Genomic DNA, 13,168 nt, shown 5'->3' with positions numbered 1-13,168 from the left:
CCTATCACTATACTTTGATATTGATAATAGCATGAGAATCATAAAAATTTTGATGTTCAGCAATACCTTGAGTTAATGTTAGCTCGCCTACTTGTAAACCATGCTTTGCAAGCTTACTACGTAAATTTTCCAAGTGTGGGTGGGCAAGTGCGGTGACCGTTTGGCTTGAAGCTAGCAATTTGCAGTCAACAGCTTTATCCATTAATTCTGCCACGGCTTGTAATTGTCCCAATTCTGCGTAATCAAAATTGAGTCTGATGAACCATATGCTTTTGTCAGTTAACCCCCCTTTATTTGGCTTTTTATAATGCCCTAATGTGATTTCTGTCTGTTGGGTTTCAGGTGGTAACTTCATCGGCAATAAAAAGTTAACTAAAGGGTTTGAATCCAACTGTTGATTAATGGTTTGAGTATTTACATGACTTAGCGTGTTTTTTGCATTAATTAAAACCTCTGCAAGTGCTTGAGTATCTGGTTGTTGTAATTGTTCTAATAACGCATTGTTGGTATCAGTTGACTTAAATGTAGGAAGTAGCACTTGAAGGAGCGCATCGAGTCCAACTTGATTATTTAAATTGAGCAAATGGGGCATTTGGTTGAGAGTCGGGGCTGCTAGAATACTAACAGCAACACTTTCTAAAGCATGAGGGAAACTCGTTTGACTGATTGCTGAAGATTGCAAAGCAGTAGATATATCGCGTGAAACTAAGGCCGAATTCAGGTGGTTATGTGAAATCATTCTTTGAAAAGCATGATTGATTAACTTTTCTAACTCAGGGGCATTTTTTTGTTCAAGTGCTGCTATTTGATTAAGTTGTGTACTAATAGGTATTTTGCTTGAAGGAACAACTGGAGTATTTAGCAGTGGCTTAAATAGAGTGTCTTCAAGTGATAAACGGTGTGTCCCTACTTGCATATTTTGCGGTTGTAGTCTGTTTGATTTTATTTCATCTGAGGGGGGAGTCCATAGGGTAACCGCAGCTTTTATTTGTTGTGTCATTTTTACTAAAGCTGGTAATTGAGTAAACCCTGTATTACTTACATGTGAGATATTAAGAGGCAATGTTTTAATAGGCGCTGCGGCCTCATCAATAATATTATACCTTTTCAATGGATTATTTGTATTAAGTATAGGTAAGCTGGTTTCATTAGGGCTATTTAATTTCAGTTTTGTAATATCTTGTGTAGCAAAAGGCATGTCTGAAAAATATTTAACAGCATCATTGATACGAGTTTTAAGATCTGCAAAATTAGTCTGTAACCATGATTTTATTGGACTGGTTTGATTAAGCGATTGATGGATATTATTGGTATGCTTTAACTGTTCTTGTGTTGTCGCTATGAGGTTAAATGGTTTAGAAAATGAATTGTTTAATTGCACCGTAAAGGGTTTCTCTGTGCTAGTAATAAGTAATTTTTCGTGGTGCTGTGTAAGAACTACTTTAGTAGGGGTTAAAGTAGTTATTGTATCTACTTTTTTATCAGTATTTAATGTGACAACTGCGTTATTGCTAGGGAAGGTAAGAGTAGCTTGTTTAGTGGTTTTATATTGCAGTATCGCATCAGGCATTTGCTTTACTAGCAATTGAGTTAGTTTATTTTGGCTGATGGTTTGGCTATGTATTGGATCAGCATAACGGTTGATAAAATCAATTTTAGCACCACTATTTTGAGTGTTTATCGACGCTCTTATTGGTTGCTCTGATATGAGTAAATCGGCAATGTTTTTGTTAATTGGAAGGTTTGCACCTAGCTGCTTTATCGTTATTTTACTAATGGGTAGCGATTGTAAATCAACGGCTAGCGGTTTATTTTCAATACTGCTTCCTGAGCTTAAAACATTTAATAACGACTGGAGTTGGGCTGGTTTATTAAGCGTTAAAGTTGTTTGCGTAGGCGTGATTTTTAGTTGCTTACCGTCATTAGATAGTTGAATAGTTGCAGCAGGTATTTTTTCATTTGTGAACGATTCTGTGGTTGTTTTTAACCGCACCGTTTGCCAATGCTCATCTATATACAAATCAAGTTGAATAGAGTCTTTTGAAAACTGAATGTTTTTAGCCGTAATCGCTTGTTCGGGCAATTGAGTTAATTCATTTTCGAAAGAGTGAGTAGATTGATTACTCACCAATGAATTAGATAAATTAATTACAGTGGGTTCATTCATTATTTTAAATCAAGTTTTCGCTAGTTTTTTGTTAATCGATTTTAAAGCTGTATTCGTATTACATTATCATTATGGTAGACTAACGCCTAATTTTTGGCATAGAGAATCGTCATCTTGTTACACATTAAGTCCGTCACCTGCATCAAGCAAGATCGTTGCTTATTTGCGGATCTTAATTTTAGCCTAAAAAGTGGGCAAATTATGCAATTAGCTGGTGCTAATGGTGCTGGTAAAACGTCACTATTGCGAATTATTGCAGGCTTTAGTGTACCCGATGAAGGTGAAGTGTTATATCAACAGCAAGCAATTTCACAGGTTTATGAAGAGTATACATCAGACCTACTTTTTATAGGTCATAAAACGGGTGTAAATACTCAGCTTAGCGCGATAGAAAATACACACTTTTGGCTGCAAGCCAGTGGTTATAAAAAACCAACCGATTTATATCCATTATTAGCAAAATTAGGCTTGATTGGGCTAGAAGATGTTCCTGTTCGTACTTTATCCGCAGGACAGCAGCGCCGCGTAGCGCTATTACGATTATGGCTAAATGAAGCAAAGTTATGGATTTTAGATGAGCCATTTACAGCACTTGATAAAAGTGGTGTTGCTTATTTACAAGACCGGTTTAAGCAGCATTTATCTCAAGGTGGGGCTATTTTATTAACTACCCATCAAGATCTCACTGCACAATTTAACGATTTGAAAACGTTTACTTTGGAGTATCGTTACTAATGATACGCACACATTCCTACTGGCTATTATTTTGTGCCGTTTTTAACAAAGACTTGAAACTGGCTTTTCGTCAACGCTCAGAAATTATTAATCCTATTTTATTCTTTTTAATCGTTATTTCTCTTTTTCCGTTAGCTATAGGCCCTGAACCCGGTCTACTTGCTAGGATGGCGCCGGGTATTATTTGGGTGGCCGCTTTACTATCAACCATGTTAGGACTGGATAAGCTTTTTCGGGATGATTTTAACGATGGCTCTCTTGAGCAGCTGATGGTGACACCTTATCCTTTGTCGTTAACGGTATTTGCAAAGGTGGCAGCTCATTGGGTTGTGACCGGTTTACCGTTAGTGCTTATGACCCCATTATTTGCTTTGTTATTAAATTTAGAAAGTAACGCGTTATTAGCCACTTTATTTACCTTGTTATTGGGTACTCCATTGTTAAGCTTTATTGGCGCAATTGGTGCAGGGCTAACTGTAGGGTTACAAAAAGGGGGGATTTTGATGAGTTTATTAGTTTTACCTTTATATATTCCGGTTTTAATATTTGCAACGTCGGCTATAGACACGAGCGCTATGTCGCTAGATTATAGTGGTCAGCTTGCCATCTTGGGTGCCATGTTAGCCATTGCTATTATCAGTGCACCTATCGCCATATCGTCAGCATTAAAAGTGAGTGTAAGTTAATATGTGGAAATGGTTACATCCTTATGCCAAAGCAGAGCGTGCTTATCAATTATGTAATACGCTATTGCCTTATTTTACCGTGGTTTGTGTGGCCACTATGATTATCGGATGGATTTGGGGCTTAGCTTATGCGCCAGCCGATTATCAACAAAAAGATAGCTATCGAATTATTTTTATTCATGTCCCTTCAGCTATTTTATCTATGGGGGCTTACTCATCAATGGCCATCGCCGCGATTGTGGCTCTTGTGTGGCAGATACGTAATGCTGAACTTGCTGTTATTGCTATTGCTCCTGTGGGTGCATGTATTACTGCGATTGCCCTTATCACTGGTGCTGCATGGGGAAAACCTATGTGGGGAGCTTGGTGGGTATGGGATGCGAGGCTTACTTCTGAGCTAATATTGTTATTTTTATATTTAGGGGTGTTGTCTTTATATCATGCATTCGAAGATAAAAAAGCAGCCGGGCGAGCAGCTTCTATTTTAGCTATCGTGGGGGTTATTAACTTACCTATTATTCATTACTCTGTAGAGTGGTGGAATACACTGCATCAAGGAGCAACTATCACCAAGCTTGATACAAAAGCAATTGATCCGAGTATGTTCTGGCCTCTTATGGTTAATATTGTTGCCTTTGCTGCATTTGTCGGTGTGGTGACTTTGATTCGACTTAAAAATGAAATATTACAACGCGAAAAGCATCGCCCGTGGGTGCGTCAGTTGTTAACTCAGGAGTAATTATGCAGTTTGACTCTTTCTCAGATTTTATTGCCATGGGAGGCTATGGCTTTTATGTATGGCTTTCTTTTGGTACATGTGCAGCCATTTTATTAGGTATTTTAATCAGCTCTTTAAATGACAAAAAGCGCATTTTTAAAGCTGTTGCAGATCAACTTATTCGTGAAGAACGTATAAAAAAAGCTAAACAGGAACAAAACTCATGAACCCACGTCGTAAAAAACGTCTTTTAGTGATTGTTGCCATTGTATTTGGGTTAGGCAGCGCAATAGGTTTAACGCTTTATGCATTACAAGAGAACATTAATCTATTTTATACCCCGAGTGAATTAATTGAAGGTAAAGGCCCTAATAAAGAAAAACCGGTAATAGGGCAAAAACTTCGTATTGGTGGCATGGTCGTCCCGGGCTCTGTAGAGCGAAATGAAGATAGCTTGCAAGTAAGTTTTAAACTTATTGATACGGGGCCATTAGTCACTATTCGCTATAAAGGCATTTTGCCAGACTTGTTCCGCGAAGGCCAAGGTATTGTTGCGCAAGGGGTATTGGTTGAAAAAAATGTGGTTAATGCGTTTGAAGTATTAGCAAAGCACGATGAAGAATATATGCCCGCAGAAGTGGCTGAAGCCGTGAAAGGGATTAAACACGAAAAGCCTAAATATAACTTAGATAGCGGGAGCTAATATGATCCCTGAACTTGGCTATTTTTCTTTAACACTGGCTATGGTGTTGAGTGTGTTGTTGTGTATCTTTCCGTTATGGGGTGCACACACGGGTAATTTAAGGTTAATGCGTGCAGCTCCTTCATTAGCAATAGGGCAATTTGCATTTGTTATTATTTCGTTTGCAGCGCTTATTTATGCCAGCTTAACTGATGATTTTACCGTTGCTTATGTAGCTTATCACTCAAGTAGCACTTTACCTTGGTATTACAAAATCACTTCAACATGGGGTGGCCACGAAGGTGCTATTTTACTTTGGCTTGTAATGCAAGCAGGTTGGACGGCAGTCGTTGCAATGCGATCACGTTCTTTACCTTGGGTATTACGCGCAAGAGTATTAGGAGTACTCGGGTTTTTAGGTGTTGGCTTTATGCTTTACACTTTATTAATGTCGAGCCCTTTTGAACGACTTCTTCCTTATTTCCCTGTCGAGGGGAGAGATTTAAACCCATTATTACAAGACCCCGGTATGATCATTCACCCGCCTTTACTTTATATGGGTTATGTTGGGTTATCAGTGGCATTTGCATTTGCTATCGCTGCATTATTAACGGGTAAACTTGATAATACATGGGCTAAATGGTCTCGCCCTTGGACTATGACGGCATGGGGATTTTTAGGTTTAGGATTAACAATCGGTAGCTGGTGGGCGTATTCAGAATTAGGCTGGGGCGGCTGGTGGTTTTGGGATCCGGTAGAAAATGCGGCCTTAATGCCCTGGTTAGTCGCGACAGCTTTATTACACTCTTTAAGTGTGACTGAAAAGCGAGGTGTATTTAAGTCGTGGACGGTGTTACTGGCTATCGCTGCATTTTCGTTAAGTTTATTAGGCACCTTTATTGTTCGCTCGGGCATTATTGTATCAGTGCATGCCTTTGCAACCGACCCCGATAGAGGATTATTTATTTTAGCCTTTTTAGGTATTGTCGTCGGTGGTGGCTTAGCATTGTATGCGCTTCGTGTTGCTCAAGTGCATAGTGAAGGGCGTTATAAGTTTGTATCGCGCGAAGTGGCATTATGGCTTAATAATATCTTTTTAGTGGTTGCCACGTTAATTGTTATGTTAGGTACATTACTGCCGATGGTGCATAAAGAAATGGGGCTGGGAAGTATTTCGATCGGTGAACCGTTCTTTAATAAAATGTTTGCAATCTTATTAGTCCCTTTTGCCATATTAATGGGAATAGGACCTCTTTTAAGGTGGAAGCAAAATAAGTGGGCATTTTTAAAAAATAAGTTATTTATTGGCGCATTAATGAGTGTGGTAATTAGCTGTGCTTGGCTTTACTCAAGTTATGAAAGCGTTAAACCATTAACCCTGTTAGCAACAACCTTAGCGGTATGGATAGCAGTTGCAACGGCCATTGATTTATACCTTAAAGCAAGTACTCAAACTAAATTAACTGAAGGGTTAAAGCGCTTAACAGTAAGTTACTGGGCGATGGTGTTAGGCCATGTTGGTTTATCTTTTTTAATTATCGGTGTGTCGCTCACCTCTGCCTATTCAGTAGAGCGCGATGTTTCTATGAAACCCGGTGAAAGTGTGCAACTTAATGAATATAGCTACCGTTTTGACGGCGTAAAAACTATTCGAGGTGCAAACTATAGTGGCCATGCTGGCGTGGTGAGCGTACTTAAAAACGATAAAGTCGTTAGTGAGCTTCATGCTGAAAAAAGACGTTACGATATCGCAATGCAGTTTATGACTGAGGCAGCCATTGATGCTGGTTTTACTCGAGATTTATATTTAGCACTTGGTGAGCAATTAAGTAAAGGCGCATGGTCGTTACGTATTTACCACAAGCCGTTTGTTCGTTGGATATGGATTGGAGGGGGGTTAATTTCGTTAGCTGGTTTTATGATTTTATTTGATAAACGCTATCGTTCACCTGTTGAGCCAAAACGTAAAAAAGTTTCGGAGGTTGCATCATGAACCGTAAACTCATTGCGATTGTACCTTTACTCATTTTTGTTTTTTTATGTGTGTTTTTATATCAAGGATTATTTGCAAATCCTCGTGAGATTCAAACCGGTCGCATAGGCGATACTATGCCAGCGTTTAATTTGCCTGATTTAATGGACAATAATTCACGCTGGACCGAACAGCAGTTAAAAGGTGACGTTTATTTATTAAATGTGTGGGGAACGTGGTGTCCTACATGTTTAGTCGAACTAAGTTATTTAACTAAGTTACGTGAACAAGGCGTTAAAATTATAGGTTTGTATTACGTACAAGGCTACGACGCTGATTTTGATGGCCCTTTTGATATGAATGCACTACGTAAAGAAGTAAACGATATGCTAGCGCGTACGGGGAATCCCTATCAATTTAATATTTTAGATTTACATCGTACTTTATCGTTAGATTTAGGCGTCTCTGGTGCTCCAGAGACTTTTTTAGTCGATAAGCAAGGCACTATTTTATTGCATCATACTGGAGATATTAATCCTCGTGTATGGCGTGCTAAGTTTGCACCTTTAATGCAGGAGTTAAATTAATGAAAACAGTGCTTTTATTATTGAGCTTAATCATTAGTGTATCGGCATTTGCCCAACAAGATCGCTATCAATTTGATAACAAAGAACAAGCAGTACGTTTTGAAGAGCTAACAAAAGAGCTACGCTGCCCTAAGTGTCAAAATCAGAATATTGCCGATTCAGACGCTGTGGTTGCAAAAGATTTACGAGACAAAGTATTGGTACTTGTAAAAGAAAACAAATCTAAAGATGAAGTTATCGATTACATGATTGACCGTTATGGTTATTTTGTACATTACGATCCCCCTGTGACACCGGCGACCTTAGTTTTATGGGTTTTGCCTGTGCTGATAGTCATACTGGGTTTTGGTTTTATTGTTATTCGTCAGCGTAAAGCCTCTGTAAAGCAGCGCTGGAGTGAGAATGACGAGCTACTGCTAAATAAGTTAATTGCACAAAATAAACATCAGGAGCGTAGTTAATGACTTTAATGTGGGGATGCTTTGTATTATTAACCCTAATTGCCCTTGGTTTCACTGTACTGCCTTTTTTAAAAAAGGAAAGGGTTCGTAATATTACTCATAATGCCAACGCTGAGCTAATCAGTATTTATGAGCAACGCTTAGCTGAATTAAATTCGGAGCTTGAAAACCAACGTATCGAGAAGCAAAGTTTTGATGAATCTATTATTGAATTAAAGCGACGATTGCTTAATGAATTAGCGCCTGAAAAGTCATTACAAAGTAAAGGGAATAACCGTATATTTGCCCTAACAGGAGCTGCTTTTGTTATCACTCTAGCCGTGATTTTTTATGCATTAACGGGGAGTTTTCAACAAATATCAGCATGGCATGAAGCAATGGATAATTTACCTGAATATGGTGAAAGAGCCATGATGCAAAAAGGCGAACCGCTTAGTCAAAATGAGATGCAGGCCTTTGCGTTAGCCCTTCGTACAAAACTGAGTCAAACGGGAGACGATGAAGTTGCATGGATGTTACTTGGACGCGTTGCTATGTCGCTAAATGAATTTGATATGGCCCAGCAATCGTTTGATAAAGTGCTGGTTATGAATCCTGATAATCAGCAAGTGCTTATTAGTTATAGCCAATTATTGCTACTTCAAGGCAATGCAGAAAATATGACACGTGCTGCGAGCATGCTCTCTAAAGTACTTAAGCAAGAGCCAACAAATTTAGATGCTATATCGCTATTGGCGCTGATTGCTTATGAGCGAAAAGACTGGCAACAAGCTAAAGCCGCTTTTGAAGTTTTATTAGCGAGTATGGAACAAAGTGATAGCCGTTATACGATGATTGCTCAGCGTATTGCCGAAATAGATCAAAAAATTCAGCCAAAAGAGCAAGTAGTGACTGAAAAAAACAGTGCTCCTAGCATAAATGTAGCAATCACGCTTGCTCCTAATTTAACGGCTAAACAACCAAAGAAAGGTATATTATTTGTGTTTGCCAAAGCGGCGCAAGGGCCTGCGATGCCTCTTGCCGTTGTAAAGCTAACTGAGTTTAGTTTTCCAATTACTGTAACGTTAAATAATGAAAATGCGATGATTGCAGACTTGAATTTATCAAGTACACAAAATGTTATTTTAACTGCACGGATCTCTCAAGATGACACTGTTATGCCAAGTAGTGGTGAGTTAGAAGGGGTTTCTGAGATTATATCTGTTGCTAACACCTTCGATTATCAACTTGAAATAAACACAGTAATACCTTAAGGAATGAAAATGTTTAGAGCTAGTATTGTTTTTGTATGTTTTTTAATTTTATCAGGTTGTGCACAAGTGCCAGAAAGTAAAGTTGATGAACGTGATCCATTGCAAAGTATTAACCGCCCTTTATATGATTTTAACTTTGATGTGCTCGATGCGTATATATTACGCCCAACCGCGGTAGGTTATCTTGCTATTACACCTGCTCCAGTAAGATCAAGTGTGGTTAATTTTACTAATAACATTAGCGCGCCTGTCGATATCATTAATGCTGGTTTACAAGGCAAAGCCGGAAACGCCAGTGTAAGTTTAGCGCGTTTTTTAGTGAATTCAACCGTAGGTGTATTTGGACTTTTTGATGTAGCCAGTTCGCTAGGCTTACAAATTGTAGATGAAGATTTTGGTCAAACTCTTGGTGTATGGGGGATAGGAGACGGAGCGTATTTAATGGTTCCTGGTATAGGGCCTAGTACCGCAAGAAATTTAACGGGTGATGTTGTTGATAACTTTGTATTACCAGAAATTGCGTTAACGACCCCTCAATCAGTGTTAGTATTTGCTTTGAAAGCTGTAGAAGCTCGGGCTAATTTAATAGCACAAGAAGGGCTATTAAATGACTCACTTGATCCTTACCTATTTGTAAAAGACATCTATTTTCAACGTCAGCTATTTGAACTCTATGATGGTAATCCGCCAATAAAAGAAGAGCCAGATGATTTTGATGAAGATTTTTTAGAAAGCTTATAGGTTTACACACAATAAAAAAACGCCATTTAGGCGTTTTTTTATTGTGTGTTAGATTATATATTTAACTTATATGGCTTGTTTATTCATTATTCATTATTCATTAATTGCATTTGCTCATTTACCCACAATAATGCTTCATGGTATGTATTGGGAATATTACTCTTATCGATAGAAAGCGCTTGGCACAAAGTATTGGCAGCAGTCCAATTTGCTTGCTCGTAATACTTCACTAAATTTAAATACTGCGCTAACTCACCTGAATCCTCTAATAGCGCCGTTTTTATTTGCGGTGATAGAGGAAGTTTTTTCATGACACTCTGCATATCTTCATCGAGAATTGCATCCATTACTGACATCATTCCAGTTAAAAATGCCATACTGCTATTGTTCGAATTATGGGTATTAGCAAGTAATTCACTAAAACGAGCGCGAACTAATGAGAGCCTTATTAACTCTACCGGTTTGTTTTGTGATACTTGAGATGCAAACAAAATAGATAATAGTTTTTTTATCTCATTAGCGCCTAAAACAATGAGCGCTTGCTTTATTGTGCTTATTTCGGCTCTTCTAGCGAATGCTGCTGAATTAGAATAACGTAAAAGTTTATAAGAGAGATTAACATCTCGTTCAAAGACATTTGTGATTTTTGCTAAATCTAAATCGGTATTTGAAGTTTCATATAAAAGCTCTGCAAGTGCCATTTCAGACGGTGGTAGGGCTTTGCTTTGCACCATTTCAGGCCTTGAGAAAAAATAACCTTGAAAATAATGAAACCCTAAATCTAAGGCCAGTTGGTACATATCATGAGTTTCAATTTTTTCGGCAAGCAGTTTGATCAGCGGGTAATTCTTAATATCATGAATGACTTGCTTTATTGTATCAATATCGGTATCTAAAAAATCAATTTTAATGATATCTATATAAGGGTAAAAGTGGCGCCAAACAGGTTGATGAATATAGTCATCCAAAGCAATGGTATAGCCTTTATCTTTTAAGCTTTTAACAATCGCTAGTAAGCGCTTACCTGGCTGAATTGATTCAAGTATTTCAACAACAACACTCTCTTTACTTAAAAGAGTAGGGTAACCCTTTTGCAGCGTGGGCAAGGTAAAATTAATAAATGCAGGTTTGTTGCCTGTTAAATCTTCAAAACCAAAATTAAACTGACTTCCTTCAATTAATCGTGACGTTGCTTCATCTCCATCAATATCAGGAAATTCATTATCAAGGCTATCACGAAAAAGCAGTTCATAACCCACAAGGGCTTTATCTCTGTCTAAAATAGGTTGCCTAGCGGCAAAAAAGTCCATAAAAAGCCCTAAAAAAGAAATACAATCTGTCTATATTGTAGAACACTTTCTAGTAATTTAGTTAAAGGTTTTAACTTTTTTTTACTGTTTTTCATCAACCACCTTACTCTTTTTCTCGATTATGTTGAAATTGGAGTTCTTTGCATTAGACATGATATAGTTTAATTGAATATTGAAATACAACGAAATTTGGACATGGGTTTACTGATAGCGCAAAAATAAACGTCACATATGTGTTTGTTTACCACCTTGGTTTTGCTGCTATCAACATTGTATTAATTTTTACGTGGAGACGTATAGCAATGAATTTAACATTCCAATATAAATTTGGACTGTAAGCCTAAAATAAATAAAATCTGGAGGCTAATTTGGAAACAGGCATGATCATTTCTTTATCATTATATTTTATAGTAATGCTCGGTATTGGGCTTTATGCCTATAAGCAATCAACAAGTGATGTATCAGGGTATATGCTTGGCGGACGGAGTTTATCTCCAGGTGTTGCTGCATTATCTGCGGGCGCTTCTGATATGAGTGGTTGGATTTTAATGGGATTACCGGGTGCTATGTTTGTAACAGGATTTAGTAGTACATGGATAGCCGTTGGCCTTATATTAGGTGCTTGGTTAAACTATTTACTTGTTGCGCCTCGATTAAGGGTATACACAGAAAAAGCAAATGACTCTATAACCATTCCAGATTACTTTGCTAATCGATTCAATGATAAGTCAAATATACTGCGTGTTGTATCTGCTTTAGTTATTATTATTTTCTTTACACTCTATACCTCATCTGGGGTTGTGGCCGGTGGTAAGTTATTTGAAAGCTCGTTTGGCCTGAGTTACGAATTGGGTTTATATATAACGACAGGTGTTGTTGTTTTATATACCTTATTTGGTGGTTTTTTAGCGGTAAGCTTAACCGACTTTGTGCAAGGCTGTATAATGTTTGTTGCGCTCATTTTAGTACCCGCAGTGACTTATTCTTTATTAGATGAACCTTTACAATCTACATTACACAGTGTTAATCCTGACATGCTTAATTGGATTGGCGCAGGCTCTGTATTAAGTATTATATCTGCGATGGCTTGGGGGGTTGGTTATTTTGGCCAACCACACATTATTGTGCGCTTTATGTCAGTTAGAAGTGTTAAAGATATGCCAATGGCCCGACGCATTGGTATGAGTTGGATGATCATCGCTGCATTAGGCGCTGTTGCAACCGGTTTATGTGGTGCTGCGTACGCTTATGAAAACGAGATTGTAGTCAATGATCCTGAAACTATTTTCTTAGTATTGTCTGAACTGCTTTTTCACCCTTTAATTGCTGGCTTTCTATTGGCTGCAATATTAGCAGCAATTATGAGTACGATTTCGTCACAGTTATTAGTGAGTTCGAGTTCTTTAACTGAAGATTTTTATAAAACATTTTTACGCAAAGAAGCAACCGATAAAGAATTGGTTGCCGTTGGTCGGATCAGTGTGGCTGCGGTCGCTTTATGTGCGATTTATTTAGCCTATGATCGAGATAGCTCTATTTTAGACTTGGTTAGTAATGCATGGGCTGGTTTTGGTGCTGCTTTTGGACCATTGGTGTTATTTAGCTTGTATTGGAAGCGTATGACGTTTTTAGGTGCGTTATCGGGTATGTTGGTAGGTGCATGTACTGTGCTTATTTGGATTTATGCACCACTGGCTCAAAATGGCGCAAGTTTAAGTAGTGTTATTTATGAAATTGTACCCGGCTTTATTTTATCAAGTATTGCTATTGTTGGGGTTAGCTTAGTAACAAAGCCACCCACCCAGAGCATAGTAGAGTTATTTGATGAAGTTGAAAATGAATTAAAATAATAAGTT

At 38.0% G+C, this 13,168-nt stretch carries 13 protein-coding genes; 11 read left to right on the top strand and 2 right to left on the bottom strand.

Features of this window, described 5'->3' with window-relative positions; translation table 11 throughout:
• Nucleotides 1–7 precede the first annotated feature (7 nt).
• The gene (locus J8L70_RS00715) at nt 8–2,167 is read right to left on the bottom strand and encodes a flagellar hook-length control protein FliK (protein ID WP_211053557.1); all 2,160 of its coding nucleotides are present in this window, start codon (nt 2,165–2,167) and stop codon (nt 8–10) included.
• A gap of 114 nt (nt 2,168–2,281) precedes the next feature.
• Here J8L70_RS00715 and ccmA point away from each other — a divergent pair, with 114 nt between their 5' ends.
• Genes ccmA through J8L70_RS00665 form a run of 10 tightly spaced genes read left to right on the top strand, consistent with a single transcriptional unit; the run spans nt 2,282 to nt 10,002 of the window.
• Nucleotides 2,282–2,902 carry a cytochrome c biogenesis heme-transporting ATPase CcmA gene (ccmA, locus tag J8L70_RS00710; RefSeq protein WP_211053556.1) on the top strand — a complete coding sequence of 207 codons (621 nt, stop codon included), beginning with the start codon at nt 2,282–2,284 and terminating at the stop codon, nt 2,900–2,902.
• On the top strand, nt 2,902–3,588 hold the full coding sequence (gene ccmB, locus J8L70_RS00705; protein ID WP_211053555.1) for a heme exporter protein CcmB: 687 nt from the start codon (nt 2,902–2,904) through the stop codon (nt 3,586–3,588). Before ccmA ends, ccmB begins: the two co-directional genes overlap by 1 nt.
• A 1-nt stretch (nt 3,589) precedes the next feature.
• Nucleotides 3,590–4,327, top strand: a complete 738-nt coding sequence (locus tag J8L70_RS00700) for a heme ABC transporter permease (protein WP_211053554.1) — start codon at nt 3,590–3,592, stop codon at nt 4,325–4,327.
• Nucleotides 4,328–4,329: 2 nt separating this feature from the next.
• On the top strand, nt 4,330–4,533 hold the full coding sequence (gene ccmD / locus J8L70_RS00695; RefSeq protein WP_211053553.1) for a heme exporter protein CcmD: 204 nt from the start codon (nt 4,330–4,332) through the stop codon (nt 4,531–4,533).
• A complete protein-coding gene (gene ccmE, locus J8L70_RS00690; protein ID WP_211053552.1) occupies nt 4,530–5,009 on the top strand; it encodes a cytochrome c maturation protein CcmE in 480 nt (159 codons plus the stop codon). Before ccmD ends, ccmE begins: the two co-directional genes overlap by 4 nt.
• 1 nt (nt 5,010) lies before the next feature.
• Entirely contained in the window at nt 5,011–6,981 is a 1,971-nt protein-coding gene (locus J8L70_RS00685; RefSeq protein WP_211053551.1) for a heme lyase CcmF/NrfE family subunit, read from the top strand.
• Nucleotides 6,978–7,547, top strand: a complete 570-nt coding sequence (locus J8L70_RS00680) for a redoxin family protein (RefSeq protein WP_211053550.1) — start codon at nt 6,978–6,980, stop codon at nt 7,545–7,547. The genes J8L70_RS00685 and J8L70_RS00680 overlap by 4 nt, the downstream gene beginning before the upstream one ends.
• Entirely contained in the window at nt 7,547–8,008 is a 462-nt protein-coding gene (locus J8L70_RS00675) for a cytochrome c-type biogenesis protein (RefSeq protein ID WP_211053549.1), read from the top strand. Before J8L70_RS00680 ends, J8L70_RS00675 begins: the two co-directional genes overlap by 1 nt.
• Entirely contained in the window at nt 8,008–9,261 is a 1,254-nt protein-coding gene (ccmI, locus tag J8L70_RS00670) for a c-type cytochrome biogenesis protein CcmI (RefSeq protein ID WP_211053548.1), read from the top strand. Before J8L70_RS00675 ends, ccmI begins: the two co-directional genes overlap by 1 nt.
• 9 nt (nt 9,262–9,270) lie before the next feature.
• On the top strand, nt 9,271–10,002 hold the full coding sequence (locus J8L70_RS00665) for a VacJ family lipoprotein (RefSeq protein ID WP_211053547.1): 732 nt from the start codon (nt 9,271–9,273) through the stop codon (nt 10,000–10,002).
• Between the two features lie 86 nt (nt 10,003–10,088).
• Here the strand turns inward: J8L70_RS00665 and J8L70_RS00660 are convergent, their stop codons facing one another.
• On the bottom strand, nt 10,089–11,312 hold the full coding sequence (locus J8L70_RS00660) for an HDOD domain-containing protein (protein WP_211053546.1): 1,224 nt from the start codon (nt 11,310–11,312) through the stop codon (nt 10,089–10,091).
• Nucleotides 11,313–11,680: 368 nt separating this feature from the next.
• Between J8L70_RS00660 and putP the strand changes: the two genes are divergently transcribed.
• Nucleotides 11,681–13,162: a sodium/proline symporter PutP gene (putP, locus tag J8L70_RS00655; RefSeq protein ID WP_211053545.1), complete on the top strand. Its 1,482-nt coding sequence runs from the start codon at nt 11,681–11,683 to the stop codon at nt 13,160–13,162.
• Nucleotides 13,163–13,168: the final 6 nt, after the last annotated feature.

Origin of the sequence: Pseudoalteromonas sp. MMG010, from assembly GCF_018100905.1 — a bacterium.
In the GTDB taxonomy this organism is placed as follows: domain Bacteria; phylum Pseudomonadota; class Gammaproteobacteria; order Enterobacterales; family Alteromonadaceae; genus Pseudoalteromonas.
This window is presented reverse-complemented; position numbering and strand designations above follow the sequence as displayed.